This window comes from Salinarimonas soli (genome assembly GCF_008386575.1).
Lineage (GTDB): Bacteria > Pseudomonadota > Alphaproteobacteria > Rhizobiales > Beijerinckiaceae > Salinarimonas_A > Salinarimonas_A soli.
Genome location: NZ_VUOA01000006.1, coordinates 83,138 through 108,627, shown reverse-complemented (window position 1 = coordinate 108,627; position 25,490 = coordinate 83,138). Strand labels below are relative to the sequence as shown.

Sequence of the window (25,490 nt, the reverse complement as noted above, 5' to 3'; positions counted from 1 at the left end):
GGAACCCGCGCGGCTTCGGCCGTCCTCGGTCAGGGCGCATGGCAGACCCCTTCCTCATCGCGCTCGCCCTGAAGATGGTGACGAGCGCCCTCATCGTCGTGGCGGCCTCCCTCGTCGTCGAGCGGGCGGGTCCGTTCCTCGGCGCCATGATCGCGACCCTCCCCATCTCGGCGGGGCCGTCCTACGCCTTCCTCGCCTACGAGCATGGCCCCGCCTTCGTCGAGGCGAGCAGCCTCGTGAGCCTCGCGGCGAACGCCGCGACGGCGCTCTTCATCGTGCTCTACGCCGCCCTGGCGCAGCGGCACGGGGTGGCGGCGAGCATCGCGGGGGCGCTGGCGGCCTGGCTCGTCACGGCCTGGACGATCACGCGGTTCGACTGGTCCCTGCCGGCGGGCATCGCGCTCAACGTGGCGGCCTATGGCGGTGCGCTTCTCGCCGCCCGCCGCTTTCTCGGGCGCTCCTCGGGGCGCGGGCCGGCGGCGAAACCCTGGTGGGCCGTGCCGGCGCGGGCGGTGGGCGTCATGTGCCTCGTCGCGACCGTCGTGGTGGTCGGGCGCCTGATCGGGCCGAAGGCGGCCGGCATGGCGGCCCTGGTGCCCGTGGTGCTCACGAGCCTCGCGGCGGTGCTCCACCCCCGGATCGGCGGCCCGGCCACGGCGAGCGTGATGGCGAACGGCTTGCCGGGCATGATCGGCTTCACCACCTCTCTCGTCGTGCTCCACGTCGCTGTCGTCCCCCTCGGCTCGGTCCTGGCGCTCCTCGCGGCGCTCGCCGTCTGTGTCGGGTGGAACGTCGGGCTGACCGTCCGCCAGCGTCTGCTCCGACCAGGCGCGTCGCGTTAGCGGCACGGCGGTTTCCCCCCGGGCGCGGCGCTGCTATCACTCGCCCACGCATCACGAGAGGCCCCCATGCTCCGCGCCACAGCCATCGTCCGCAAAGCCGCCGTGAAGGCGGACCGGGTCGTCGACACGGTCACCCTCGACCACGAGGGGCGCAGCCGCCGCCGCTTCGCGCTTCGGGGCGACGGCGGTCTCGACTTCCTGCTCGATCTCGACAAGGCGACCGTGCTCGCCGAGGGCGACGCGGTAAAGCTGGAGGACGGGCGCCTCGTGCAGGTGAAGGCCGCCCCGCAACGTCTCCTGGAGATCCGGGCCGAGAACCCGCTGCGTCTCATGCGGCTCGCCTGGCACATCGGCAACCGCCACACCCCCGCCGAGATTGCTGCCGACGCGATCTATATCGAGGACGACCACGTGCTCGCCGAGATGGTGCGGGGGCAGGGCGGCACGGCGAGCGCGGTCTCGCGCGCCTTCCACCCCGAGCGCGGCGCCTACGACCACGAATGCGGCCCCGATTGCGGGCACGATCACGGCCATCACGCGCATGCGCATCACGAGCACGGGCATGAGCATGCCCACGCGCACGCCCACTCTCATTCGCACGCCCATGCCGAGGCCCATACCCATCCGCACGCGGAGGCGCACAGCCATTCGCATGCCCATGCCGGTCATGATCACGGGCCGGGCTGCGGCTGCGGGCACGATCACCACGACCACGGGCACAAGCACGGCCATTGATGCACCCGGCCCATCTGCCCCTCATGGTCTGGCTGTCCCCGGCCTTCCCGGTCGGGGCCTTCGCCTATAGCCATGGGCTGGAATGGGCCTTCGAGGCGGGCGACCTCGGGGACGCGGCGGCCCTGGAGGGCTGGCTGTCCGATCTCGTCGCCCATGGGGCCTTGCGCAACGACGCGATCCTGCTCGCGGCGGCCTATCGGGCCGTCGTCGCGGGAGACGAGGGCACGCTCGCCGAGGTGGCCGAGCTCAGCCTCGCGCTGTCGCCCTCCGCCGAGCGCCGCCTCGAGACGGTGACCCAGGGTTCCGCCTTTCTCCTCGCCATCGGCAAGAGCTGGCCCTGCGCGGCGGTCGAGGCCTTTGCCCGCGCCACCGGGGGCGACGCGGCCTACCCCGTGGCAGTGGGCGTCGCGGCGGCGGGCCATGGCCTGCCGCTCACGCAGACGCTGCAGGCCTACGCGCTCGCCTTCGCGGCCAACCTCGTCTCGGCCGCCGTGCGCCTCGGCGTGGTGGGCCAGACCGACGGGCAGCGGATCACGGCGGCGCTTCTGCCGGCCCTCGTCGCCGCTGCCGGAGAGGCCGGGGCGGCGACCCTGGACGACCTCGGCGGCTCCACTTTCCGCTCCGATCTAGCGTCCCTGCGGCACGAGACGCAGTACACGCGGCTGTTTCGGAGCTGACGGGCTTCTAGAGCCGGTGCCCCCGCTTCTCCATCTCCACCTTGATCCGCTCCACGATCGCGGGACCGCGTTCCTGCATGGCGAGATGGAGGGCGCCGCCCATACGGGTGCCGAACTCCGAGCCCTTGACGGTCATCTTCATCCCGACCGGGCTGGCGTAGAAGGCGCGCAGCTGCATCAGCTCCTCGACCGTGAAGTTGTCACGGAAGAAGCCCGCCATGGCCTTCACGATGCTGTCGAGGATCGGCTGGAACTCCTCCTTCAGGACCGGGGCGAGGCTCAGGAGGTCGGCCCGTACCTTCGGGTCCGCGATCCTGAGGTTCTGCACGATCTGATCGAGCGATGCTTGAGTCAAGGCGTCGATGTCGATCTGCTTCACCTGGAACGCCATGATCTCCTGCGAGAGCGCCTCCTCGCGGCTGCCTCCCGTTTGGGCTTGCGCCGGGACGGCGGCCGTCGCCAAGATCAGGGTCAAGGCCACGAGCCCGTGGCGGATGCTGAACGTCATGACGGCCTCCGAGGCGACTGCCCCGCAGGATTGCGCGGCACGGTCGCTTCAGCCTAGCGTGACGTCGGCAGGATGGAATGACAAGATGACCCGCTCCCCCCACGGCCCCCTGCGCGTCGGCATCGGCGGGCCCGTCGGCTCCGGCAAGACGGCCCTGATGGAAGCCCTGTGCAAGCGCTTCCGCGACGTCTACGACCTCTGCGCCATCACGAACGACATCTACACCAAGGAGGATGCGCGCCTCCTCACCGTCGCGGGCGCCCTGCCCGAGGAGCGGATCATGGGGGTGGAGACGGGCGGCTGCCCGCACACCGCCATCCGGGAGGACTGCTCGATCAACCTCGCGGCGATCGAGACGATGAGCCGGCGCTTTCCCGCCCTCGACCTGATCCTGCTGGAATCGGGCGGCGACAATCTCGCGGCGACCTTCTCGCCGGAGCTCGCCGATCTCACGATCTACGTCATCGACGTGTCGGGCGGCGAGAAGATCCCCCGCAAGGGCGGCCCCGGCATCACCCGCTCCGACCTCCTCGTGATCAACAAGGTCGACCTCGCGCCGCATGTCGGAGCCGACCTCGCCGTGATGGACCGCGACGCGCGCCGGATGCGCGGCCAGCGGCCCTTCGTGTTCACCAACGTCCGCTCGGGCGAGGGGGTCGACGAGGTGGCGCGCTTCGTCGAGCGCGCCGGAGGCCTTGCGGCCAAGGCTGCATGAGCGCGCGCATCCGCATCCATCGGACACCAGCACTGGGGACCACGCCATGAAGGCCACGACGCTCGCCCTCGCTCTCCTGACCGCCGCCGCCTCGCCCGCCCTCGCCCATACGGGCGTGGGCGCGACGCACAGTTTCTTGGCGGGCGTGAGCCATCCCTTGCTGGGGCTCGACCACGTCCTCGCCATGGCGGCGGTGGGAGCGTGGGCGGGGCTCAACGGCGGGCGGGCCGTCTGGGCCTGGCCGCTCGCCTTCGTCGGGCTCATGGTCGCGGCGGCGCTCCTGGCGCTCGCCGGGGTCGCGGCGCCCGGGGGCGAGATCGGCATCGGGCTCTCGGTCCTCGTCCTCGGCACCCTCGTCGCCCTGCGCCTGCCGCTCACGCTCGCGGCCGGCGCCGCGATCTGCGGCGCCTTCGCGCTCTTCCATGGGCATGCCCACGGGGCCGAGCTGCCGGCCGGGGCGGGCGCCGGGTCCTACGTGGCGGGCTTCGTCCTCGCCACGGCGATCCTGCACGCCGCCGGCGTGGGGCTCGGCCTCGCCTCGGGCCGTCTCGTCTCGCCCTGGCTCGCCCGGGCGGCGGGCGGCGCGGTCGCTCTGGCTGGGGTCGTCCTCCTCGTCGGGTGATTCGCTTACGTACTGCCCCGCTTGACTGACGCTGGGGTAGGGCCAGCAGGGTGCGCCACCCAGGAGGCGTGGCCGTGCGTAAGTTGTTGCCAACCGTGCTGTTCGTGGAAGACTCGGATCTCCTCCGCCAGGTGGTGAGCGAGGAGCTGTCCGAGGCGGGCTTTCGCGTCCTCGAGGCCGCGTCCGGCGAGGACGCGCTCGCGGTCTTGCGCGAGCGGGTCGGGCAGATCGACTGGCTCTTCACCGACATCCGCCTGCCGGGGCCCATCGACGGCTGGCGGGTCGCGGACGAGTTCCGCTTCACCTATCCCCTGCGCCCCGTGATCTTCGCCTCCGGCGACACGGCGAGCCGTCCGCGGGCCTATGGCGACAGCCTGTTCCTGCGCAAACCCTACCGGGTCTCCGAGGTGGTGGAGAGCGTCCGCTCCCTCCAGGCCGGCTGGACCCATGCCGAGATCGAGATCGCGGCCCTGCGCCGGCTCCACCCCTCGGTGGGCGGGCTCCACGGGCGGCGCCCGGATTAGGTGCCGCGTCGATTCCGGTCAGGTGCCCAGCCGCAGGCGGTAGCTGTAGGCATCGCCGCGGAACAGGCCCTCGACATATTCCATCATCACCTCGCGATGGGTGTAGCTCGACCGCTTGAGCAGGAGGCAGGGGATCGGATGCGAGAAGCCGAAGATCTCGCATTCCTGCTCGTTCGGGAACGCCGCCTCGATGGTCTGGTCGGCATAGACGAGGGGCTTGCCGCAGGTCTCCGCCAGGAAGCCGTAGACGGAGCCCGACAGGTCCGCCGTCTCCAGCGCCGGCGCCGCCGTGAGGTTGTACCAGCCCGTCTCCCGCGAGAGCGGCACCCCGTCGCCGCAGCGAACCCGCACGAGCTTGAGGAAGCGGGCCTGGGAGGCCAGGCCGAAGATCGAGGCGATGGAGCGGTCGCTCACGATGCTGCGCTCCAGGATCCGCGACGAGGCTGTCTTGCCCAGGAGCCGCATCTCCTCCGTGAAGCCCTTGAGCCGGTCCATGCCGGGATGCAGCCGGGGTCCGAGCCCCTGGACCACCGAGCCGCGCCGCCCCTGCGCCAGCACGAGGCTGCGCTGGCGCAACGCGTTGTAGGCGCGCTGGACCGTCACCCGGCTGAGGCCGAGCGCGTCGGCGAGCTGGCGCTCGGCGGGTAGCACGGTCCCGGTCGGCAGGCGGCCGTCGCCGATCAGCTCGGCGATCTGCTCCTCGAGCTGCTGATAGATCGGCATCGCCGTGTCGGCGCGAAGCCGCAGGAGGGTTTCCAGGCGTGGTCTGTCCGGCTCGCTCGCCCTAGGCTCTTGGGCCTCGGGCCGGACCGGGTTAGAACTATCCTGGTCTCCGGGAACTCGGGAGGCCATTGACCGATGTCGCTCGCTCACGAGACGGACCTTAGCACGGAAGAGACAGGCTCTGTCTTCATCCTCGGCAGCTTCGTGGTCGCATGTAGCGCGAAAGTTGGGCGTTTGCCACGTCCGGGCGAGTCGCTCGGGGCCGAGGCCTTCACGGTTGAGCCCGGCGGGAAGGGGCTGAACCTCGCCGTCGGGGTCCGCCGCCTGGGGCTCGCCGTGGACGGAATCTTCGCGGTCGGCGACGACCTCTTCGGGCAGGTGGCCCCCGCCGCCTTCGCGCGCGCGGGCCTGAGATCCTCGATGCTGCGGTGCTTTCCCGGCGCGACCGGCGGCGGCGTGGGCTTCACGGACGCCACTGGCGAGAACTGCCTTGCCGTCCACATGGGCGCGAATCGCCTGCTCTCGGCGGCCTGCGTGGAATCTGCCGCCTCGGCCCTGCGGCGGGCCGATCTCGTGCTCGCCCAGTTCGAGATCCCCGACGAGCCCGTCCGCGAAGCCTTCCGTGTCGCCCGTGCGGCCGGCGGCCGGACCCTGCTCAACCCCTCGCCCTACCGGCCCGTCGCCCCGGACATCCTCGCGCTCACCTCCGTCCTCGTGCTCAACCGAGTCGAGGCTGCCGAGATGGCGGGGGCGCTCGGGGCGGGCGACGGGCTCGAGGGGATGGCCCGGGCCCTCCTGGAGCGGGGGCCGGACATCGTAGCCGTGACGCTGGGCGAGGAGGGCGCGGTCGCCTATCGGCGCAACGCCCCGCCCGTGCGCCGGCCCGCCTTCCCCGTCGAGGCGGTCGACACACTTGGGGCGGGCGACGCCTTCACGGCCGGCTTCGCCTCGGGGCTGGTCCGGGGGCTGCCGCTCGAGGAGTGCCTGGTCCGGGGGGCGGCCTGCGGCGCCCTGGTCTGCCGGAGCCTTGGCGTGCTCGACCACCTGCCGACGACGGCGGCTCTCGACGCTTTCCTGGCCCGCGCCCGCGCGCGCGCCTGAGCGTGCGGGCGCGAGCCCGATCGATCGTCCCGGCAAAACGCGCTCAAGCTTTGCGCATTTTGGACTGTTTTTGGCCTTGCCGAAAACAGTCCATTATCTACACTCACTGGCTTGAGGCGACTCGGGGGAGGGCCGGCCATGACATCTCGTAGGGGAAGAGCGACTGCAGGTCATCGCTTCGCCCGCGCGGTGCCGGGCCGCGGCCGCCGCAGGGCCTCGGTAATTTCCGTCTTGCTCGACTAGTTGCCCACGCGTTCTGCCGCGCCGAGCGCCGTCGCGCTCCGCGCCCGGGGGATGTCATGTCATTGCCGAGCGACGCGTCAGGTGATTGCGCCACCGCATGCGACCCCGCACCGGTCCTACAGGTGCGAGGTGAGCCCATGTCGTCCGTCTCCGAGAGCCGCCTGAGCGACATCATCGATGCCCTCTATGCGGGATCGGGGGATCCGCGCGAATGGCCGGGCCTGCTCGGGCCCATCTGCACCTATCTCGACGCCGAGGTGGGGCAGGTCGTGGTCGGCGACCACACCCGCTCGCGGTGGGACGGCGACTATTACTACGCGCTCACGCCCAATCGGGACGAGGCGGATCTGACGGACTTCCTCGCCGCCCACGGCGCCACCGATCCGCGGCGCAAGCTGTTCCTGGCAAGCGAGGGCAGGGTCTGGCTCGACCACGAGATGGAACCGCCCGGCTTCGACGCCTCGCCCATCGTCCGCGACTTCCTCGATCCCCTCGAGATCCGCCGGCAGATCGCCGCCGTGGTGGTGCGCGACGAGACGACGATCGCGACCCTGACCGTCATGCGCTCGCGCGCGGCGGGGCCGTTCACGGCCGTGCATGCCGACCGGTTCTCGCTCCTCCTCCCGCATTTCCGGCGCAGCTTCCACATCCACAAGGCGCTGCGGCAGGCGGCCGGCGTCGCTCAAGGAGCGGCAGCCTTCGTGGAGTCCCTCGACAATCCGGTGATCCTCTGCAACGGCGGCGGCCAGGTGGTCCTGGCCAACGAGGCCGCGCGGGCTCTCTCCCGGCAGGGCGCCCTGAGCCTTCGCGGCGGCCGCCTCTCCCTGCCCCGGGCCGCCGACGAGGGCCGGCTCAACGCCTGCATCGCGGCGGTCTTCGGCCACGACCGTCGCCTGGGGCGCGGGAAGGCCGGTCACGAACCTTGCGGCGCCATGGGCATCGCGGTTCCGAGGCCCGATCCCAAGCCGCCCCTGCGGCTCCTCGTCTGCCCGCTGCCCGGCGCGCATGCCCTTGCCGACGCGAGCCCGGGGACGAGCCTCGTGGCGCTCGTCGGCGTCGGCGACACCACCGACCGTCCGCTCGGCACGCTTCTCGCCTCGCTCTACGACCTCACGGCGGCGGAGACGCGCCTCGTCGACCAGTTGCGACGGGGCCTGTCGCTGAAGGAGGCGGCGGATGCGCTGGGCGTCGCCCATTCGACCACGCGAACCCAGCTCGCCAACGTGTTCGCCAAGACGCAGACGAGCCGCCAGTCGGAGCTCGTGGGCCTCGTGGGGCGCGTCGCCTCGCTCCAGGCGCCGCTTTAGGAGAGCCGCCTAGAGCTTCGTGCGCACCTTCAGGAACCGCATGGCCCGTTCCGAGAGTTCGGGCGTCACGGCGGCATAGGCTGCCCGCTCCGTCTGGATGCGCTGGGCCGAGAGGCCCAGGCGCTGGGCGCGCAGGGTCAGGATCCCGGCAAAGCCCGCCTGCGTGGCTCCCGCGGCCCGGCACGCCACGGCAATGCCCGTGACGTCGTGCTGGAGCAGGGCACGCAGCACCTGGGCGCTCGTGATGTCGGCCACCGAGCCCAGGGCCTGGGCGAGGTCGAAGGCGCGGTCCTGCTCGGCGAGGGTGAGCAGCACCTCGTCGATGGTGGTGCGGCCGTCCCGCAGGTCGGCGAGGAGAAGGCGCACTTCGAGCCGCCGCTCGCGGGCCTGCCGCGCCAGGGGCTGCGCCCCGACGGCGCTCGCCTGAGCGGTGGCCTGCGCGATCCGGAGCACGCGCTGGGCCTGCTCGGCGGGCAGGCGCGAGGCCCGATCCTGGAGGTTGCGGGCGATCTGCCCGTCGGACGCGCCGCGCTCCATGAGCCGCGAGAGGCCGCTGTCGGAGAAGGCCGCGCCCTCGTTGCCGCTGACGGTGCGCAGGACCTGCGCATCGCCGCGCTCCACGAGCACCTCGGTCACGGTCTCCGACAGCGTCGCGCGCTCGGCGATGGCCGCAAGGTGAGCCTGGGAATGCGTGACGGCGATGGAGGCCAGGTCCGCGTCGGTGAGAACCGGCGAGAGCGTCAGGACGAGCCGCGCCACGCCCGCGTCGTCGTCGCTCGCGAGGCGGGTCGCGACCGTCCGCGGCAGGGTCGGGCTCGCGGCGACGCGCTCGGCGTAGCTCACGCGGTCCTGCGATTTGAGCCCGTCGAGGGAGTGGGTCGCGATGCGGGCGTAGTCCTCCTTCACCGTCTCGCTCGGGTCCACGTCCACGAGGAAGAGGTCGGTTACCGCATGAAGAAGAGCCCGCCGGTGGTCGGGTGACGCACTGGAAGCGAGGACGGCCAGCTGCTCGATCATGGGGGCTCGCCAATTGAGCGTTCGACTCAGCTCAATTTGACGCAAATCACCTAAAGGTATGTGAATCGAATACGCTCCGGCAGGATCGCGAAAGGCCGTTTTGCACGCGGCGCGGGCTCCAGGCTCAAGGTGATACCTCGACGGGCGCGATCCGTTTCGCGGTCACGCGCAAGGCGAGCACGAGAACGACGTTGAGCGCCGACGCGGCCACGAGGACCCCGAGCAGCGCGCCCGGTCCGCCGATCTCGATGAGGTACGCCCCGAGCGAGGGAGAGAGGGCGGCCGCGAGCAGCGCAGGCATGGCGAGCCGCCCGATGAGCGCGCCGTATCCCCTGCGGCCGAACAGGGCGAGCGGCACCGTCCCGCGCGCAATGGAATAGACGCCGTTGCCGGCGCCATAGAGCACGAGCGCGATCCCGGCCTGCGGGATGACGGCGAGGAGCAGGAGGCCGAGCGTCATGAGCACGACCGACGCGGTCATGGTCCAGAGCGGGTGGAGGCGGATCCCCACCGTCATCTCGACCATGCGGGAGGCCACCTGCGCGGGACCCACGAGGGCGCCGAGCGCCACCGCGGTGGCGAGATCCAGGCCGCGGGCCTGGAGCAGGGTGAGCAGGTGGACGGCGATCACGGAGGTGATCACCGACCCGATCACCAGGCCGCCGCCGAGAAGGACGAGGGCGCGCCGCCGCCAGCGGTCGATCCGCACCTCGTCCGCCTGCGTGTCGCGCGCGTGCTCCACGACGGGAACCCGCCGCGGCACGAGCAGCCAGTGGATCGGCAGGGAGACCGTGAGCTGGATGGCGGCATAGACGAGGCACGCGCCGCGCCAGCCGAGCGTCTCGACCAGATAGGCGCTGAGCGGCCAGCAGACCGTGCTGGCAAGCCCGCCCCACAGCGTCACGCCGATGATCGCGCGCCGCGCCGCCTCGCCGTAGAGGCGGCCCAGGGTGGCGAACGCAGCGTCGTAAAGGCCCGCCCCCATGCCGGCGCCGAGGATGAGCCAGCCCAGGACGTAGACGGGAAGCGCGCCCGCGAGGCCCAGCGTCGCCTGGCCGGCGGCGATGAGGCATGAGCTCGCCGCCAGGACCGGGCGCCCGCCGAAACGGTCGATGGTCCGCCCGACATGGGGCGACACGAGGCCCGACACGAGAAGCCCGAACGAGAACGCGCCGACCACGAGGGACAAGGGCCAGCCCGTGTCCGCGGCGATAGGTTTCGCCAGAACCGCCGGCAGGTAATAAGTCGAGCCGAAGCCGAGGATCTGCGTGATCCCGAGCGCCGTCGTCACCACCCGGGGACCGGGTGTCGGCGGCGCCGAGGCGGCATCGTCGGCCGGGCTCATGGGACACTTTCGAAGGGTGGGCTGGCGCGCCGAATCGCTCCTGGTGCGTTCCTTTTGTCATGATGGAGGGCGGTAGGCGAGAGGTGGCTGCGGCCAGGTCCATCGCCCCTCGTGGTCTCGAGTCCATGACGACCGGGCGGCGGTCCCGCCAGCGGTCAGCCCGATCCCGTGACGCTTCGCCCGCCCGCGGGCCTGGTGCTCAGGCGTTCGACGAGCTTCGTCTCGAGCCGCACGTGAGCGGGAGCCCTGCGGCCCGCCAGGAGATCGAGAAGCACGCGCGCGCCCGTGCGTCCGAGCTCGCGCCGGGGCTGGTGGATCGTGGTGAGGGACGGGCGGGCCATGGCCGCGAACTCGATGTCGTCGAAGCCCACCACGGACATCCCGTCCGGAACCTCGATCCCCTCCGCCGCGAGGCCTCCCACGAGGCCGATCGCCATCTCGTCGCTGGAGCAGAAGACCGCGCCGGGCCTGCGCTTGAGCCGCAGCAGCGCCTCCGCCGCGGCCGCGCCCGAGGCGAGGGTGTAGTCGCCCGGCACCACGAGCTCCGCGTCGAAGGGGAGGCCTGATTGCTCCAGCCCGTCGCGGTAGCCCGCGAATCGTTCGCGCTCCAGGCTGTTTCCGGCAGGGCCCGTCACATAGGCGATCCGGCCGTGACCCTGGCGGGCGAGGTAGAGCGTGGCGGCCCGGGCGGCGCCCCGGTTGTCGATCTCGATCTGGGGGATGCCGGCGTGGGGAATGGCCTCGCACAGGGCGACCAGCGGCACCGAGAGAGGGGCCGGGCTGCCCTGCCCGTCGCGGGTCTGGCCCACGAGGTGGCCGTTGAGCAGGATCGCGCCGTCGACGAGGCCGGTCGCCATGAAGGCGGCGAATCGCGCCTCCTTCTCCGGCGATCCGTCGAGATTGCCGATGATCATGCCGTAGCCCGCCTCGAACAGCACGTCCTCGATGCCCTGGAGAATGCGGGAGAAGAACACGTTGGACAGGTCCGGCAGCACGACAAGCACCATCCGGCTCTTCTGCGAGCGCAGGGAGCGTGCCGCCTGATTCGGCAGGTAGCCCACCTGCGCCACCGCCTCCATGACCCGCGCCCGTGCCTTGGGCGATACCCGCTCGGGGTCGCTCAAGGCACGGCTCACGGTGGCCGTCGAGACGCCTGCGATCCGCGCCACGTCCTCGATGCGCGCCGCCCGCTGGGGTTGCTCAGGCGGGGCGGAGGGCGGGCTCTCGGAGGGGAGGGGGGGACGGCTCATCTTTCCATTTGACAGAACTCCGCACTGGCAACAAACTCATTTTTGTAATCGTTTACATCGTCACCGAAACGATGAGACGAACGCCCCGGCAAGAGGGCGGCGCCCAGAGGAGGAAAGCCATGACCGACCCGACTCCCATCGGCTGACGCCGTTCGCCGTCACGTTCGTTCCAACTTCAAGTCTTTCGCGGGGTGCCCATGGCGCCTGTTCTGCGTGCGGATCGCGTGTCGAAATCGTTCGGGCCCGTCGAGGTCCTGAGCGACGTCGTGCTGAGCCTCGACCCGGGCGAGGTTCACGCCGTCATCGGCGAGAACGGCGCGGGCAAGTCCACGCTCATGCGGGTCCTCTCGGGGCACCTGCCGCCGACGAAGGGCGGCCTGGTGCTCGACGGCGAGCCCGTCACCCTGAGCGGTCCCGTCGACGCTGAGCATCGCGGCATCGTCCTGATCCACCAGGAGATCCTGCTCGCCGACGACCTCACGATCGCCCAGAACCTGTTCCTCGGGCGTGAGGTACGTCGCGGCCCCTTCGTGGACGACGCCGCCATGCGCCGGCGCGCCGCCGAGGCCCTGGCGGAGCTCGGCTCCACGCTCGCGCCCGACACCCTCGTCCGCCGGCTCTCCATCGCCGAGCGCCAGTTCGTGCAGATCGCCCGCGCACTCCTCGTGCCCCACCGCGTGGTGATCTTCGACGAGCCCACCGCCGTCCTGACGCCCATCGAGGCCGACAAGCTGTTCGCCGTGATCCGCCGCCTGCGCGCCTCCGGCACGGCGGTGCTCTACATCTCCCACCGCCTTCCCGAGGTGAAGGCCATCGCCGACCGGGTCACGGTGCTGCGCGACGGCCGCCTCGTCGCGACCCGCGAGATCGCGGGGCTCGAGCCCATCGAGATGGCCCGCCTCATGGTGGGGCGGGACATGTCGAAGCTCTATCCCGAGAAGCCCCCGCTCGCGGGCGGCGATCCGGTGCTCGCCGTGCGGGACGCGCGGGTGCCGGGCTTCGTGGACGGGGTGTCGTTCAGTCTGCGCCGGGGCGAGATCCTCGGCTTCGGCGGGCTCGTGGGCGCGGGCCGCACCGAGCTGTTCGAGGGCCTCATGGGGCTCCGGCCTTTCTCGGGCGCGGTCGAGGTGGACGGGCGCGCCATGCGCTTTCGCGACGCCGCCCAGGCCTTCGCGGCGGGTGTCGCCTATGTGAGCGAGGACCGGAAGGGCAGGGGGCTCCTGCTCGGCCAGTCCTTGCGCGCCAACCTGACCCTCGCGGCCCTCGACCGCTTCACCCGCGGGCCGATCATCGACGTCGGCGCCGAGGAGCGCGCCTTAAGCGGCGCCATCCGCGAGTTCGACATCCGGGCGCGGCGCCCCGACCTCCTCGCCTCGCAGCTCTCGGGCGGCAACCAGCAGAAGCTGCTCCTGGCCAAGATCATGCTCCTGGAGCCCCGCATCGTGATCATCGACGAGCCCACCCGGGGCGTCGACATCGGCACCAAGGAGCAGATCTACCGCTTCATCGCCGGCTTGAGCGCGCAGGGGCGCTCGGTGGTGGTGATCTCCTCCGAGATGCCCGAGCTCATCGGCCTGTGCCACCGCGTGCTCGTGATGCGCAACGGAGGGCTCGCGGGCGAGGTCGGCGGGGCGGACCTCACCGAGGACGCCATCGTGTTCCTGGCGACCGGCGTCCACGAGGACGACGCCGCCCGCATCGCCGCCGGCCGATCCACCCACGGAGCGGCGCCCCGCGCCGGACACGCATGACCGACACCGCGCTCGCCACCGCACCGGCCCGCCGCTGGACGATGCCCGACCTCACGGCGCTCTCGCCCTTCATCGCGCTCGCAGCCCTCCTGCTGCTCGGCGCGCTGGTGAGCGACCGGTTCCTGACCTACGACAACCTCGTCAACGTGGCGACGCGCTCGGCCTTCATCGCCATCATCGCGGTGGGCGCCACCTTCGTGATCGCGTCGGCCGGGCTTGACCTATCGGTCGGGTCCATGGCGGCGCTCGTGGCGGGGGTGATGATCTTCGTCATGAACGCGGTGGGAGCGCCGGGCGCGGCCACGCCGGGCTTCCTCGCGGCGCTCTCCGGCATCGTCGGCACCTCGCCGACGGGCGCCCTCGTCGCGGGCGTCGGGATAGCTCTGATCCTGAGCGTGCTGTGCGGGCTCGCGAACGGGCTCGTGGTCACCTATGGCCGGATCGAGCCCTTCATCGTGACGCTCGGCACCATGGGGATCTTCCGCGCCCTCATCGTATGGCTCGCAGCGGGCGGCACCATTACGATGCGCAGCTTCGAGCTGCGCGAGGCCTATCGCCCGGTCTATTTCGGCACGCTGCTCGGCATCCCGATCCCGATCGTCGTCTTCCTCGCGGTCGCGCTCGTCGGCGCCGTCGTGCTCTACAAGACGGCGTTCGGGCGTCACATCGTGGCGCTCGGCTCCAACGAGGATGTGGCGCGCTATTCGGGTGTGCCGATCGATCGCGTGCGGATCCTGGCCTACGCGATCCAGGGCCTGTGCGTCGGCATCGCGGTGCTCGTCTACGTGCCGCGGCTCGGCTCCGCCACCCCCACGACCGGCCTCCTCTGGGAGCTCCAGGCCATCACCGCCGTGGTGATCGGCGGCACGGCGCTGAAGGGCGGCACGGGCCGGATCTGGGGCACCGTGGTGGGTGCCGTGATCCTGGAGCTTGTCGCCAACATCATGGTGCTCTCGTCCCTCGTCTCCGAATACCTCGTGGGCGCGGTTCAGGGCGCGATCATCATCGTCGCCATGCTGGTGCAGCGAAGCCTGCAGCGCAGGCGGTGACGCCTTCGGCCGGCGGACGCCGTCCGCCCGGTCACCGGAGAAGAGCCGGCCGGTCCTCTGGCAATCCGGCTCACGTATGGGAGGACACGATGAAGAAGACGATCGGATTGGGCCTTGCGGCCCTGGCGCTCAGCGCCGGCGCGGCGCTCGCGCAGCAGAAGTCAGTGACGGTCGCCGTCTCGATCCCCGCCGCGACCCACGGCTGGACGGGCGGCGTGGTCTACCACGCCGAGGAGACCGCGAAGCTCCTGGAGAAGGGCTATCCGGGGCTGAAGGTGATCGTGAAGACCTCGCCGAACGGCGCGGCGCAGGCCAACGCGCTCGAGGACCTCATGACCCAGAAGGTCGACGCCCTCGTGGTGCTGCCCTTCAACTCCGACGAGCTGACGAACCCCGTCCGCGAGGTCAAGAAGCGCGGCACCTTCATCACGGTCGTGGACCGCGGACTCAAGGACCCGGCGATCCAGGACGTCTATGTCGCGGGCAACAACCCGGAATTCGGCCGCGTCGCCGGCAAGTACTTCGTCGACAACCTAAAATCCGGCAACGTCGTGGTCTTCCGCGGCATCCCGACCGTGATCGACGAGGAGCGGGTCTCGAACTTCGAGAAGGCGCTCGAGGGCTCGGGCGTCAAGGTGATCGACAAGCAATACGCCAACTGGAACCGGGACGACGCCTTCCGGGTGATGCAGGACTTCCTCCAGAAGCACCCGAAGATTGATGCGGTCTGGGCCTCCGACGACGACATGGCCCTCGGCGTCATGGAGGCGATCCGCCAGTCCAAGCGCGAGGACGTCAAGTTCGTGCTCGGCGGCGCCGGCATGAAGGAGATGATCAAGCGCGTCATGGACGGCGACAAGATGATCCCCGCTGACGTCTCCTACCCGCCCTCCATGATCTCCACCGCCATGGGCGTCACGGCGGCGCACTTCTACTCCAACGCCCCCATGCGCGGCACCTACGTGCTCAACGCCCAGCTGATCACGAAGGAGAACGCGAAGGAGCACTACTTCCCCAACTCGCCGTTCTGAGGCGCTGCTCCGCGTCTCCCCTCTCCCGCATGGGAGAGGGGCCGGGGGTGNNCGGCCGGGAGGGGCGCACCACCTCACCGCCCCATCACCGTCATCCCCGGGCTTGTCCTTCGACAGGCTCAGGATGAGGCCGGGGACCCAGGCCCACGCGTCGACTGGATGGCCGGGTCAAGCCCGGCCATGACAAGCGGAGAGGTCGAGGACGTCTGGTTTCAACGCGCCACCCTCACCCCCAACCCCTCTTCCATCCGGGAGAGGGGAGTTCAGCTATCCCCGGAGGCCGTCCATGCCCACCATGAAAGGTCCCGCGATCTTCCTCGCCCAGTTCGCGGGCGACGAGGCGCCCTTCAACTCGCTCGATTCCATCTGCGCCTGGGCGGCGTCGCTCGGCTACGAGGGCGTCCAGGTGCCCTCCTGGGACGCGCGCCTGTTCGACCTCGCGAAGGCCGCCGAGAGCGACGCCTATTGCGACGAGGTGAAGGGGATCGCCGGCCGCCACGGCATCGCGATCACCGAGCTCTCAACGCACCTGCAAGGCCAGCTCGTCGCCGTCCACCCAGCCTATGACGAGGCCTTCGACGGGTTCGCGGCGCCGCATGTGCGCGGCAACCCGGAGGCGCGCACCGAATGGGCGATCGAGCAGATGCGCCTTGCCGCCCGTGCCTCCCGGCGGCTGGGGCTCGGCGCCCACGTCACCTTCTCCGGCGCGCTCGCCTGGCCCTATGTCTATCCCTGGCCGCAGCGCCCGGCGGGGCTCATCGAGACGGCTTTCGCGGAGCTCGGCCGGCGCTGGCGCCCCATCCTCGACGCGTTCGACGAGGTGGGCGTGGACGTCTGCTATGAAATCCACCCGGGCGAGGACATCCACGACGGCGCCACCTTCGAGCGCTTCGTCGACGCGGTCGGCGGGCACGCCCGCGCCTGCATCAACTACGACCCGAGCCACTTCCTGCTCCAGGGGCTCGACTATCTCGCCTTCATCGACCTCTACCACGAGCGCATCAAGGCCTTCCACGTGAAGGACGCGGAGCTGAACCCCGATGGGCGCATCGGCGTCTATGGCGGCTACGAATCCTGGGTGAGCCGCGCCGGCCGCTTCCGCTCGCTCGGGGACGGGCAGGTCGACTTCGCGGGAATCTTCTCGAAGCTCGCGCAATACGATTACGGTTCGTGGGCGGTGCTCGAATGGGAATGCGCCCTCAAGCATCCGGAGGACGGCGCGCGCGAGGGCGCAGCCTTCATCCGCGACCACATCATCCGCCGCACCGAAAAGGCTTTCGACGATTTCGCGGGCGGGGGCACGGACGAGGCGGCGAACCGGCGGATGCTGGGGCTGGAGCCCGCGGGCTCCCGCCAGGCGGCCGAGTGAGCGGGAGGGGGCATCCATGAGCATCGAGGGATCGAAGAGCGCCGGCCTCGGGCGCCGGCTGCGGCTCGGCATGGTGGGCGGCGGGCGCGGCGCCTTCATCGGCGCCGTGCACCGCATCGCGGCCCGTCTCGACGACCGCTGGGAGCTCGTGGCGGGGGCGCTCTCCTCCGACCCCGAGCGCGGGCGGGCGTCGGGCGCCGACCTCCTGCTGCGGCCGGACCGGATCTATGACGGGGCCGAGGCGATGGCCCGCGCCGAGCGGGCGCGCGCGGATCGCATCGACGCGGTCTCCATCGTGACCCCGAACGACGCCCATGCGGCGGCGGCCCGCGCCTTCCTAGAGGCGGGCATCCACGTCATCTGCGACAAGCCTCTCACCACGACGCGGGCGGAGGCCGAGGAGCTGGCGCGGCTGGCCGACGAGCGCGGCGTGATCTTCGCGGTGACGCACAACTACACGGGCTATCCGCTCGTGCGGCAGGCCCGCGCCATGGTGGCGTCCGACGCCATCGGCCGGGTGCGGGTCGTGCAGGTGGAATATGCCCAGGAGTGGCTATCCACGCGGCTCGAGGAGACGGGACAGAAGCAGGCCGCGTGGCGAACCGACCCGAAGCGCTCCGGCCCCGCGGGCGCGGTGGGCGACATCGGCAGCCACGCCTTCAACCTCGCCGAGTTCGTGGTGGGCGACGAGGTGCGGGCGCTCGCGGCCGAGCTCCATACCTTCGTCGACGGCCGCCCCCTCGACGACAACGCCCACATGATGCTGCGCTTCCGGGGCGGCGCGCGCGGCATGCTCTGGTGCAGCCAGGTGGCGCCGGGCAACGAGAACGGCCTGCGCCTTCGCGTCTATGGTGAGACCGGCGCCCTGGAATGGGAGCAGGAGACCCCGAACCGCCTCGTCCACGCGCCCCTCGGCGAGCCGCCACGGCTCATCCGGCGGGGCGGAGCCGGCGCCAACGAGGTGGCGGCCGCCGCGACCCGCATCCCGGCGGGACACCCGGAGGGGTACCTCGAAGGCTTCGCCCAGCTCTACACCGACATCGCCGAGCAGATCACGGCGCGGATCGAGGGCAGGCCCCCGAGCGAGCTGTCGGGGCAGGTGCCCACCGTCCATGACGGCGTGCGGGGCGTGCGCTTCATCGAGGCGGCGGTGGCCTCCTCGAAGGCGGACGCCGCCTGGACGGAGCTGTGACGATGGCGATGTACGAGTCCCTGAAGGGCCGCACCGTCCTCGTGACCGGCGGGGCGAGCGGCATCGGCGAGGCGATCGTCACCGCCTTCGCGGGCCAGGGCGCCCGGGTGGGCTTCCTCGATCTCGACGAGGCGGCGGGCCGGGCGCTCGCGGCCCGTCTCGGCGAGGCGGCTCATTTCGAGGCCGTGGACCTGCGCGACATCGAGGCCCTGCGCGCCGCGATCGGGCGGGTGCGGGAGCGGCTGGGGCCGATCACCGTGCTCGTCAACAACGCGGCCCGCGACGATCGCCACCGGATCGAGGACGTGACGCCTGAATATTGGCGCGAACGCTTCGCCACCAACATCGACCACCAGTTCTTCTCGACGCAAGCCGTGCTCCCCGACATGGAGGCGGCGGGGGGCGGGGTGGTCGTAAATCTCGGCTCCGTCTCGTGGCTCGTCTCGCCCGACGACTTCGCGGCCTACAAGACCGCGAAGTCCGCGGTGGCAGGGCTGACCCGGGCGCTGGCGCGGGAGCTCGGGCCCCGGAACATCCGGGTCAACGCCATCGTGCCGGGCTGGATCATGACCCAGCGCCAGATCGACCTCTGGCTCACGGAGGACGGCGAGCGGGAGCTGATGGCGCGCCAGTGCCTCAAGCGCAAGCTCGTGCCTGACGACATCGCCCGGGTTGCCCTGTTCCTCGCCTCCGACGAGGCCGGCGCCATGACGGCCCAGAACGTCATTGTCGACGGCGGGTGGGTCTGACGGGTCAGCGCGCCGCGTAGCGCTCGATCAGCGCGACCGCGCGGCCGACGCCGTCCTCGGCCCGGACGCGCACGCCGATGGCCCCGGCGCGGCGCGCCATCCCCGGGTCGCGGGCCACCTCGCCCAAAGCCCGGGCCAGGTTCTCGACCGTGAGCCCCGCCTGCGGGATCGGAGCCGGGCCGGCGCCGAGGCGCGCGACCTGCCGGCCCCAGAACGGCTGGTCGCCGAAGAACGGCAGGATCAGGCTCGGCCGTCCGGCACGCAGGCCCGCCGCCGTGGTGCCCGCGCCCCCGTGGTGAACCACCGCCGCCATGAGCGGGAACAGCCCCGCATGGGGCGCCGCGTCGAGCATGTGGACGTGGGCGGCGTCCGCCTGCGCCAGCCCGCCCCAGCCGGTCGCGAGGACGCCGCGCAAGCCCGCTCGCGCCAGGGCCTCGATCACAAGGGCGGTCGTCGCGGCGGGGTCGAGGGAGGGGATGCTGCCGAAACCCACATAGACCAGCGCCGGGCCTGCCTCCAGGAAGGCCGCCAGGGCCGGATCCGGGCGCCAGCCGGGCGCTTCGTCGAGGAACCAATAGCCTGTGAGGTGCGAGTCCGCGTCCCAGTCGCCGGGCCGGGGCACCACGACGGGGCTCACCCCGTAAAGCCGCGCCACCGGCACGGCACCGGGCCCCGCAGGCCCGCTCAATCCGAGCACCTCTTCGCGAAAGCGCGCCAGGGGCTTGGCGAACAGGCGGTCGCCGTAGCGCAGGAAGAGGCGGTGGCTGAGCGCGTTGAGGGGGCCGAGATCGGCGAAGGGCAGCATCGGGCTCGGGAAGGCGCGCGTCGGGGTCATGCCCGGCAGCGGGAAGCCGAGGAGCGCCGGGATCCGCAGCCGCTCGGCGATGGCCGTGCTCGCGACGGCCTTCGGATGGTAGAGGATCGCCTCCGCGCCCCCCGCCGCGGCCCATTGCGCCTCGAACAGGCCCCGCATCATCGGCCTGATGCGCCGGACGAGGCGCGTCATGGCGAGGGGGTTCACGCGCCCCGCCATGGCGGCGCGGCCCTCGGGCGCGTCCATGAGGTCGAGGAGATCGTCTGGCAGCGGCGCGAAGGCGAGACCGTGACCCATCACGAAAGCCTCGAACCGAGCCGGGGCGGCGAGCACCACGTCGTGGCCTGCCCGCGCCAGACCGAGACCCAGCGCGAGATAGGGCTGCACGTCACCCCGGGTGCCGAGGGTCTGGATCGAGATCTGCATGGGGCCGGCCAGCCATGAACGGCCGAAGAGGTCGCATCGGCGGATCCCATTTGGCAAGGCTGTTCCGAGACCCCGGATCGCCCCTCCTTGACGGGGCCCGGCGCCCGCGCCATGTCTCCACCCGCGCCGGCGGGCTGGAAACGGCCCGTCGTCGCGCGCTCGACCGAACCCCGGATGCCCGCTTGATCCGTGCCTGGACCCACCTTCGCCGTCTCGTCGCGAGCCTCATGCTCGTGGCCGTGACGTCGTTCGTGCTCCATGGGGGCGCGCTGGCGGCGCACCATACGGGAGGGCAGGTCTCGATCGACTGCGCCGCGAGCGCTCATCATGCCCACCATGACGGGGATGACCACGGCCATGGGCACCATCACGCCCATGCGGCGCCTGACGACGGCTCGGGCGCCAAGGCCGACAGCAAGGGCGACGGCAAGGGCTCGCCCTGCTGCACGGGCCTGTGCGCCCTGGTGCTCGCCCCCGTCGCGCCCGACACGGGCTCCGCCCCCATGGTCCCGGAGCGGATCGGCGAGGGCGTGTCGCGCCTCGACCCCGGCGTCGAGCCGGGCGGCCTGATAAGGCCGCCGCGAACCACCGACATCGCCGCCTAGGGGCGACCGGTCACGAGGCCGCGTCGCTCGCGATGCCGTGCTCTCGTTCCGGGTTCCCCCATGCTGTCCCGTCTCCTCCAGGCGCTGGCCCTCGGCCTCTGCCTTCTCGCCCCGTCCGCACCCCCCTCGTTCGCCCATGAGGGGCACGACCACGGCGCGCCCGTGCCGGCGGCTCCCGCGGCGTCGAGCCCGCGGGCCGCGGTTCATTCCGACGCCTTCGAGCTCGTCGGCATCCTGCGCGGCGGCCGGCTCGCGGTGTATCTCGACCGCTTCGCCACGAACGAGCCCATCACCGACGCCCGCATCGCCGTCACGCTGGGCGACGAGGAGGTGGAGGCGGCGCCCGCGCCCGACGGCACCTACACGGTCGCGTCCGCGAAGCTCGCCGGCGAGGGGCCGCTGGAGCTCGTCTTCTCGATCACAGGGCCGGCGGGCGACGATCTCCTGATCGGGACGCTGGAGCTGCCCCGCAAGCCCGTGGCGGCCGCGCCTGCTGCCCCACGCGCGTCGGCGCTGGAGGGCCTCGCGGCGATGCCGAACCTGCGGCTTGCCAACCGCGACATCCCGGCGCCCTTCGTCCTGGCGGGCCTCGCGCTTGCCCTGGGCTTCGTCCTCGGGCTCGCGGCGCGAAGCCGGGGCAAGCTCGCACCCGCGGCCGGCCTCGCCCTCATCGTGCTCGTCGCCTCCACCGCCTACGCCTTCGCGCACGAGGGCCACGATCACGGCTCGGAGGCGAAGGCGGCCTTTCCCGCCGGCGATACCCCGCGCCGCCTGTCCGACGGCACGGTGTTCCTGCCCAAGCCCAGCCAGCGCCTCCTCGAGGTGCGCACCACGATCACCAGGCCCGAGGCGGCGCAGCGCGGCATCAACCTCATCGGCCGCGTGATCGCCGACCCGAACCGCTCCGGGCTCGTCCAGAGCATCAATGGCGGCCGCATCCTGCCGCCCGAGACGGGGCTGCCGCGCCTCGGGCAGGCCGTCAAGCGCGGCGACGTCCTGGCCCTGGTGGAGGGCGCCGTCGCGCAGGCCGACCGGACCACCATCTCCGAGCGCACGGGCGAGATCGAGCAGCAGATCGCCATGGTGGAGGCCAAGCTCCAGCGCTTCCGTCAGCTGGCCGACCGGGGCATCGCGCCCCCGAGCCAGCTCACCGACGCCGAGACGGAGCTCGCAGGCCTGAGGCGCCGCCGGGAGATCGTCCGCCAGACCCGGATCGAGCCGGAGGTCCTGCGCGCGCCCATCGACGGGGTGATCTCCGGCGCCCGCGTGGTGGCAGGGCAGGTGGTCGCCTCGCAGGACGTCGTGTTCCAGATCCTCGATCCCAAGGGCCTGTGGATCGAGGCCCTCGTCTACGGCGAGGTCGATCCGGCCGGGGTCACGGCGGCGAGCGCCGCGGCCGCCGACGGCACGCCCCTGCGGCTCGCCTTCCAGGGCTTCGGCCGCGCTCTCCAGCAGCAGGCCACCGTGGTCCAGTTCGCGATCGAGGACCCGCCTGCCAACCTCGGGGTGGGCCAGCCCGTCACGGTCACGGCCCGCAACGGGGCGCCCGTCACGGGGATCATCCTTCCCCGCGACGCGATCGTCCGCTCGGGCAGCGGCGACGCGGTGGTCTGGCGCTACACCGATCCGGAGCGCTTCGAGGCGCGGGCGGTGCGGACCGAGCCCTTCGACGCCACCCGCGTCGTGGTGCGGGCCGGGCTCGGCGAGGGCGAGCGGATCGTGATCCGCGGCGCCGGCCTCATCAACCAGATCCGGTGAGGGCGCCATGTTCAACCTCCTGGTCTCGGCGAGCCTGCGCCATCGTCTCTTCGTCCTCATGGCCGCGATGGTGCTCATGGCCTACGGCGCCTACGTGCTCCCGCGCGTGCCCGTGGACGTCTTCCCCGATCTCAACCGCCCCACCGTCACCCTCATGACGGAGGCCGAGGGGCTCGCGCCCCAGGAGGTCGAGCAGCTCGTCACCTACCCGCTCGAGACCGCCATGAACGGCATGCCCGGCGTGCTGCGGGTGCGCTCGGTCTCGGGCGTCGGCCTCTCCATCGTCTATGTCGAGTTCGACTGGGGCACCGACATCTACCGCTCGCGCCAGCTCGTGGCCGAGCGCCTGGCGCTCGTGCGGGAGGCGATGCCGCGCGGGGTGAGCCCGCAGATGGGGCCGGTGACCTCGATCATGGGCGAGATCATGCTCATCGCGATCACCGCCGAGACCGCCTCGCCGATGGAGGTACGCGAGATCGCCGACTTCACGATCCGGCCGCAGCTTCTCAACATCGCGGGCGTCTCGCAGGTGATCCCCATCGGCGGCGAGGTGCGCCAGTACCGGGTGACGCCGAACCTCGCGGCGCTCCAGGCCCTCGACGTCACCCACGAGCAGATCGAGGCCGCGGTCACGCGCTTCGGCACCAATACGGGCGGCGGCTTCGTCGACCAGCACGGGCGCGAATATCTCATCCGCAACGTGGGCCTCACCCGCCGCCTGGAGGACCTACGCAACACGGTGGTGATCCACCGCCTGGGCCAGCCCATCCTGCTCCATCAGGTGGCGCAGGTGGAGTTTGCGCCCCGGGTGAAGCGGGGCGACGCGGGCTTCCAGGGGCGTCCCGCCGTGATCGTCGGCGTCCAGAAGCAGCCCGACGCCGACACCGTGTCGCTGACCCGCAAGGTGGAAGGGGCGCTCGCGGAGATCCAGAAGACCCTGCCCCCCGGCGTCTCGGCCACCAACGTGCAGTTCCGGCAGGCGACGTTCATCGAGACGTCGGTGGGCAACGTGAAGCAGGTGCTCATGGAGGCCGCCGCCGTGGTGGCGGTGATCCTCGTCCTGTTCCTCATGAACGTGCGGGCCACCGCGATCTCGCTCACCGCGATCCCGATCTCGATCCTCGCGACGGTGCTCGTGTTCCACCTCTTCGGGCTCAGCATCAACACGATGACGCTGGGCGGGCTTGCCATCGCGATCGGCGAGCTCGTCGACGACGCCGTGGTGGACGTCGAAAACATCCTGCGCCGCCTCAAGGAGAACCGGGAGCGGCCCGATCCGCGCCCCGTCCTGGAGGTGATCGCGCTCGCCTCGCAGGAGGTGCGCTCCGGGATCGTCTACGCGACGATGATCATCGTCCTCGTGTTCATCCCGCTCTTCGCCCTGTCGGGCATCGAGGGGCGCCTGTTCGCGCCGCTCGGCATCGCCTACATCGTCTCGATCCTCGCCTCGCTCGTGGTCTCGATCACGGTGACGCCGGTGCTGTCCTACTATCTCCTGTCGAAAGGCACGAAGGCGCACCAGCCCGACAGCCCCCTTGTGCGGCATCTGAAACGCGGCAACGCGGCGCTGCTGCGCTGGGCGTTCGACCGGCGCGGCGCCCTGTTCGCCGTCGTGGCGCTCGGGATCGGCGGGGCGGTCTATGCCGCCACGCTCCTGCCGCGCACCTTCCTGCCGCCCTTCAACGAGGGCACCCTCGTGGTCTCCCTCCAGTACAATCCCGGCATCGCCCTGGCCGAGAGCCACCGCCTCGGGCTCCTCGCGGAGCGCCTCGTGCTCGGGGTGCCGGAGGTGAAGTCGGTGGGGCGGCGCACGGGCCGGGCGGAGCTCGACGAGCACGCGGAAGGCGTCCACTCGTCGGAGCTCGACATCGACCTGCACCGCTCCGAGCGTACGAAGGAAGCGGTCTATGCCGACATCCGGGCGGCGCTCTCCATGCTGCCGGTCTCCGTCAATATCGGCCAGCCCATCGGCCACCGCCTCGACCACATGCTCTCGGGCGTGCGGGCCCAGATCGCGCTGAAGGTTTATGGCGAGGATCTCGACACGATCCGCACGTTGGCCGAGACGCTGCGCGAGCGCCTCTCGGCGGTGCCGGGCCTCGTCGACCTCCAGGTCGAGAAGCTCGTGCGCATCCCGCAGCTGCGCATCGACGTCGACTACGAGAAGGCGGCGCTCTATGGGCTCACGCCGGCGGCCGTGACGCAGGCGCTGGGCACCCTGTCCAACGGGCGCACGGTGTCGCAGATCGTGGAGGGCAACCGCCGCTTCGACGTGGTGATGCGCCTGTCCGACCAGAACCGCTCCACGACGGGCCTGGAGGACCTGCTCGTCGCGACCCCCACGGGACACGTGCCGCTGCGCATGATCGCGGCCGTCGCGGAGACGGACGGCCCCAACCAGATCCAGCGCGAGAACGGAGCACGCCGCATCGCTGTCTACGGCAACACGGACGGGGAGCGGGACATGACGGCCATCATCGCCGACATCCGCCGCATCGTCGCCGAGACCGCCCTGCCGCAGGGCTACGTCACCCGGCTGGAGGGCACGTTCCAGGCGCAGGAGGAGGCGACGGTCCGGATCGGGCTCCTGGCGATGGTGTCCCTCGCGATGATCTTCGTCGTGCTCTACACCCGCTACGGGTCGTTGGCCCTGTCCCTCATCGTCATGGGCAACATCCCGCTCGCCCTCATCGGCAGCGTGATCGCGCTCTGGCTCGCGGGGCAGCCGCTCTCGGTTGCCAGCATGGTGGGCTTCATCACGCTCGCCGGCATCTCGGCCCGCAACGGCATCCTGAAGATCAGCCACTACATCAACCTCGTGCTGTTCGAGGGCGAGCGCTTCGGGCGCGATCTCGTGATCCGGGGCAGCCTGGAGCGCCTGACGCCGGTGCTCATGACGGCGCTCTCGGCGGGGCTCGCCCTCGTGCCGCTCCTGTTCGGTGCCGACCAGCCGGGGCGCGAGATCCTGCATCCAGTCGCGGTGACGATCTTCGGCGGCCTCGTCTCGGCCACCCTGCTCGACACCTTCCTCACCCCCGTCCTGTTCCTCGCCTTCGGCCGCAAGCCTCTGGAGCGCATCCTCGCGGCGCGCGCGGGCCGGGGAGGGGCGCTCGCCCCGGCGGAAGCCTTCTGATGCA

At 71.4% G+C, this 25,490-nt stretch carries 23 protein-coding genes; 17 read left to right on the top strand and 6 right to left on the bottom strand.

Going from position 1 to position 25,490, the window contains the following annotated elements; translation table 11 throughout:
• Nucleotides 1–38: 38 nt before the first annotated feature.
• From F0L46_RS03005 to F0L46_RS02995, 3 genes are all read left to right on the top strand, one after another.
• Entirely contained in the window at nt 39–842 is an 804-nt protein-coding gene (locus F0L46_RS03005; RefSeq protein WP_149815542.1) for a hypothetical protein, read from the top strand.
• A gap of 66 nt (nt 843–908) precedes the next feature.
• Nucleotides 909–1,577, top strand: a complete 669-nt coding sequence (locus tag F0L46_RS03000) for an urease accessory protein UreE (protein ID WP_149815541.1) — start codon at nt 909–911, stop codon at nt 1,575–1,577.
• Entirely contained in the window at nt 1,577–2,254 is a 678-nt protein-coding gene (locus F0L46_RS02995; protein ID WP_240539835.1) for an urease accessory protein UreF, read from the top strand. Before F0L46_RS03000 ends, F0L46_RS02995 begins: the two co-directional genes overlap by 1 nt.
• A gap of 7 nt (nt 2,255–2,261) precedes the next feature.
• Here F0L46_RS02995 and F0L46_RS02990 read toward each other — a convergent pair whose 3' ends face one another.
• Complete coding sequence (locus F0L46_RS02990; RefSeq protein WP_149815540.1) at nt 2,262–2,762, bottom strand: DUF2059 domain-containing protein; 501 nt, start codon at nt 2,760–2,762, stop codon at nt 2,262–2,264.
• 85 nt (nt 2,763–2,847) lie between these two features.
• On the opposite strand from F0L46_RS02990, the gene ureG reads away from it, so the two are divergent.
• The 3 genes from ureG (at nt 2,848) to F0L46_RS02975 (ending at nt 4,623) form a co-directional block, all read left to right on the top strand.
• Nucleotides 2,848–3,477: an urease accessory protein UreG gene (gene ureG, locus F0L46_RS02985; RefSeq protein WP_149815539.1), complete on the top strand. Its 630-nt coding sequence runs from the start codon at nt 2,848–2,850 to the stop codon at nt 3,475–3,477.
• 46 nt (nt 3,478–3,523) lie between these two features.
• Nucleotides 3,524–4,099, top strand: a complete 576-nt coding sequence (locus F0L46_RS02980; protein ID WP_149815538.1) for a HupE/UreJ family protein — start codon at nt 3,524–3,526, stop codon at nt 4,097–4,099.
• 74 nt (nt 4,100–4,173) lie between these two features.
• A complete protein-coding gene (locus F0L46_RS02975; protein ID WP_210247591.1) occupies nt 4,174–4,623 on the top strand; it encodes a response regulator in 450 nt (149 codons plus the stop codon).
• A gap of 18 nt (nt 4,624–4,641) precedes the next feature.
• Here F0L46_RS02975 and F0L46_RS02970 read toward each other — a convergent pair whose 3' ends face one another.
• Nucleotides 4,642–5,346, bottom strand: a complete 705-nt coding sequence (locus tag F0L46_RS02970; RefSeq protein WP_149815536.1) for a GntR family transcriptional regulator — start codon at nt 5,344–5,346, stop codon at nt 4,642–4,644.
• A gap of 135 nt (nt 5,347–5,481) precedes the next feature.
• On the opposite strand from F0L46_RS02970, the gene F0L46_RS02965 reads away from it, so the two are divergent.
• Entirely contained in the window at nt 5,482–6,447 is a 966-nt protein-coding gene (locus F0L46_RS02965) for a ribokinase (RefSeq protein WP_149815535.1), read from the top strand.
• Between the two features lie 380 nt (nt 6,448–6,827).
• Nucleotides 6,828–7,997, top strand: coding sequence for a helix-turn-helix transcriptional regulator (locus F0L46_RS02960; RefSeq protein WP_149815534.1), 1,170 nt, complete (start codon nt 6,828–6,830; stop codon nt 7,995–7,997).
• Nucleotides 7,998–8,006: 9 nt separating this feature from the next.
• On the opposite strand, the gene F0L46_RS02955 is transcribed toward F0L46_RS02960, so the two are convergent.
• The 3 genes from F0L46_RS02955 to F0L46_RS02945 all read right to left on the bottom strand — a co-directional run bounded on the left by F0L46_RS02955 (nt 8,007) and on the right by F0L46_RS02945 (nt 11,609).
• On the bottom strand, nt 8,007–9,014 hold the full coding sequence (locus F0L46_RS02955) for a DUF2336 domain-containing protein (RefSeq protein ID WP_149815533.1): 1,008 nt from the start codon (nt 9,012–9,014) through the stop codon (nt 8,007–8,009).
• 124 nt (nt 9,015–9,138) lie between these two features.
• A complete protein-coding gene (locus F0L46_RS02950; protein ID WP_149815532.1) occupies nt 9,139–10,359 on the bottom strand; it encodes an MFS transporter in 1,221 nt (406 codons plus the stop codon).
• A 155-nt stretch (nt 10,360–10,514) separates the two neighbouring features.
• Complete coding sequence (locus F0L46_RS02945) at nt 10,515–11,609, bottom strand: LacI family DNA-binding transcriptional regulator (protein WP_149815531.1); 1,095 nt, start codon at nt 11,607–11,609, stop codon at nt 10,515–10,517.
• 197 nt (nt 11,610–11,806) lie between these two features.
• Here F0L46_RS02945 and F0L46_RS02940 point away from each other — a divergent pair, with 197 nt between their 5' ends.
• The 6 genes from F0L46_RS02940 (at nt 11,807) to F0L46_RS02915 (ending at nt 18,750) form a co-directional block, all read left to right on the top strand.
• Nucleotides 11,807–13,360 carry a sugar ABC transporter ATP-binding protein gene (locus F0L46_RS02940; protein WP_149815530.1) on the top strand — a complete coding sequence of 518 codons (1,554 nt, stop codon included), beginning with the start codon at nt 11,807–11,809 and terminating at the stop codon, nt 13,358–13,360.
• Nucleotides 13,357–14,409: an ABC transporter permease gene (locus F0L46_RS02935; protein ID WP_149815529.1), complete on the top strand. Its 1,053-nt coding sequence runs from the start codon at nt 13,357–13,359 to the stop codon at nt 14,407–14,409. Before F0L46_RS02940 ends, F0L46_RS02935 begins: the two co-directional genes overlap by 4 nt.
• An 89-nt stretch (nt 14,410–14,498) precedes the next feature.
• Nucleotides 14,499–15,440 carry an ABC transporter substrate-binding protein gene (locus F0L46_RS02930; RefSeq protein WP_149815528.1) on the top strand — a complete coding sequence of 314 codons (942 nt, stop codon included), beginning with the start codon at nt 14,499–14,501 and terminating at the stop codon, nt 15,438–15,440.
• A gap of 286 nt (nt 15,441–15,726) precedes the next feature.
• A complete protein-coding gene (locus F0L46_RS02925) occupies nt 15,727–16,809 on the top strand; it encodes a sugar phosphate isomerase/epimerase family protein (protein WP_149815527.1) in 1,083 nt (360 codons plus the stop codon).
• Between the two features lie 16 nt (nt 16,810–16,825).
• The gene (locus F0L46_RS02920) at nt 16,826–18,001 is read left to right on the top strand and encodes a Gfo/Idh/MocA family protein (protein WP_149815526.1); all 1,176 of its coding nucleotides are present in this window, start codon (nt 16,826–16,828) and stop codon (nt 17,999–18,001) included.
• A 2-nt stretch (nt 18,002–18,003) separates the two neighbouring features.
• Nucleotides 18,004–18,750, top strand: coding sequence for an SDR family NAD(P)-dependent oxidoreductase (locus F0L46_RS02915; protein WP_149815525.1), 747 nt, complete (start codon nt 18,004–18,006; stop codon nt 18,748–18,750).
• 4 nt (nt 18,751–18,754) lie between these two features.
• Here the strand turns inward: F0L46_RS02915 and F0L46_RS02910 are convergent, their stop codons facing one another.
• Nucleotides 18,755–19,990 (bottom strand): glycosyltransferase, encoded by a 1,236-nt coding sequence (locus F0L46_RS02910; RefSeq protein ID WP_149815524.1) that lies wholly within the window; start codon nt 19,988–19,990, stop codon nt 18,755–18,757.
• A 182-nt stretch (nt 19,991–20,172) separates the two neighbouring features.
• Between F0L46_RS02910 and F0L46_RS02905 the strand changes: the two genes are divergently transcribed.
• The 3 genes from F0L46_RS02905 to F0L46_RS02895 are packed head-to-tail and all read left to right on the top strand — an operon-like array spanning nt 20,173 to nt 25,486.
• Nucleotides 20,173–20,595, top strand: a complete 423-nt coding sequence (locus F0L46_RS02905; RefSeq protein WP_149815523.1) for a hypothetical protein — start codon at nt 20,173–20,175, stop codon at nt 20,593–20,595.
• 60 nt (nt 20,596–20,655) lie between these two features.
• Nucleotides 20,656–22,353: an efflux RND transporter periplasmic adaptor subunit gene (locus F0L46_RS02900; protein WP_149815522.1), complete on the top strand. Its 1,698-nt coding sequence runs from the start codon at nt 20,656–20,658 to the stop codon at nt 22,351–22,353.
• Between the two features lie 7 nt (nt 22,354–22,360).
• On the top strand, nt 22,361–25,486 hold the full coding sequence (locus tag F0L46_RS02895; RefSeq protein ID WP_149815521.1) for an efflux RND transporter permease subunit: 3,126 nt from the start codon (nt 22,361–22,363) through the stop codon (nt 25,484–25,486).
• Nucleotides 25,487–25,490 lie beyond the last annotated feature (4 nt).

Coding starts and splice junctions, on each gene's coding strand:
- F0L46_RS02930 (WP_149815528.1), top strand. CDS start 14,499: ATGAAGAAGACGATCGGATTGGGCCTTGCGGCCCTGGCGCTCAGCGCC.
- F0L46_RS02995 (WP_240539835.1), top strand. CDS start 1,577: ATGCACCCGGCCCATCTGCCCCTCATGGTCTGGCTGTCCCCGGCCTTC.
- F0L46_RS02955 (WP_149815533.1), bottom strand. CDS start 9,014: ATGATCGAGCAGCTGGCCGTCCTCGCTTCCAGTGCGTCACCCGACCAC.
- F0L46_RS02945 (WP_149815531.1), bottom strand. CDS start 11,609: ATGAGCCGTCCCCCCCTCCCCTCCGAGAGCCCGCCCTCCGCCCCGCCT.
- F0L46_RS02920 (WP_149815526.1), top strand. CDS start 16,826: ATGAGCATCGAGGGATCGAAGAGCGCCGGCCTCGGGCGCCGGCTGCGG.
- F0L46_RS02900 (WP_149815522.1), top strand. CDS start 20,656: ATGCTGTCCCGTCTCCTCCAGGCGCTGGCCCTCGGCCTCTGCCTTCTC.
- ureG (WP_149815539.1), top strand. CDS start 2,848: ATGACCCGCTCCCCCCACGGCCCCCTGCGCGTCGGCATCGGCGGGCCC.
- F0L46_RS02940 (WP_149815530.1), top strand. CDS start 11,807: ATGGCGCCTGTTCTGCGTGCGGATCGCGTGTCGAAATCGTTCGGGCCC.
- F0L46_RS02935 (WP_149815529.1), top strand. CDS start 13,357: ATGACCGACACCGCGCTCGCCACCGCACCGGCCCGCCGCTGGACGATG.
- F0L46_RS03000 (WP_149815541.1), top strand. CDS start 909: ATGCTCCGCGCCACAGCCATCGTCCGCAAAGCCGCCGTGAAGGCGGAC.
- F0L46_RS02960 (WP_149815534.1), top strand. CDS start 6,828: ATGTCGTCCGTCTCCGAGAGCCGCCTGAGCGACATCATCGATGCCCTC.
- F0L46_RS02970 (WP_149815536.1), bottom strand. CDS start 5,346: ATGCCGATCTATCAGCAGCTCGAGGAGCAGATCGCCGAGCTGATCGGC.
- F0L46_RS02895 (WP_149815521.1), top strand. CDS start 22,361: ATGTTCAACCTCCTGGTCTCGGCGAGCCTGCGCCATCGTCTCTTCGTC.
- F0L46_RS02910 (WP_149815524.1), bottom strand. CDS start 19,990: ATGCAGATCTCGATCCAGACCCTCGGCACCCGGGGTGACGTGCAGCCC.
- F0L46_RS02950 (WP_149815532.1), bottom strand. CDS start 10,359: ATGAGCCCGGCCGACGATGCCGCCTCGGCGCCGCCGACACCCGGTCCC.
- F0L46_RS02965 (WP_149815535.1), top strand. CDS start 5,482: ATGTCGCTCGCTCACGAGACGGACCTTAGCACGGAAGAGACAGGCTCT.
- F0L46_RS02990 (WP_149815540.1), bottom strand. CDS start 2,762: ATGACGTTCAGCATCCGCCACGGGCTCGTGGCCTTGACCCTGATCTTG.
- F0L46_RS02980 (WP_149815538.1), top strand. CDS start 3,524: ATGAAGGCCACGACGCTCGCCCTCGCTCTCCTGACCGCCGCCGCCTCG.
- F0L46_RS02915 (WP_149815525.1), top strand. CDS start 18,004: ATGGCGATGTACGAGTCCCTGAAGGGCCGCACCGTCCTCGTGACCGGC.
- F0L46_RS02925 (WP_149815527.1), top strand. CDS start 15,727: ATGCCCACCATGAAAGGTCCCGCGATCTTCCTCGCCCAGTTCGCGGGC.
- F0L46_RS03005 (WP_149815542.1), top strand. CDS start 39: ATGGCAGACCCCTTCCTCATCGCGCTCGCCCTGAAGATGGTGACGAGC.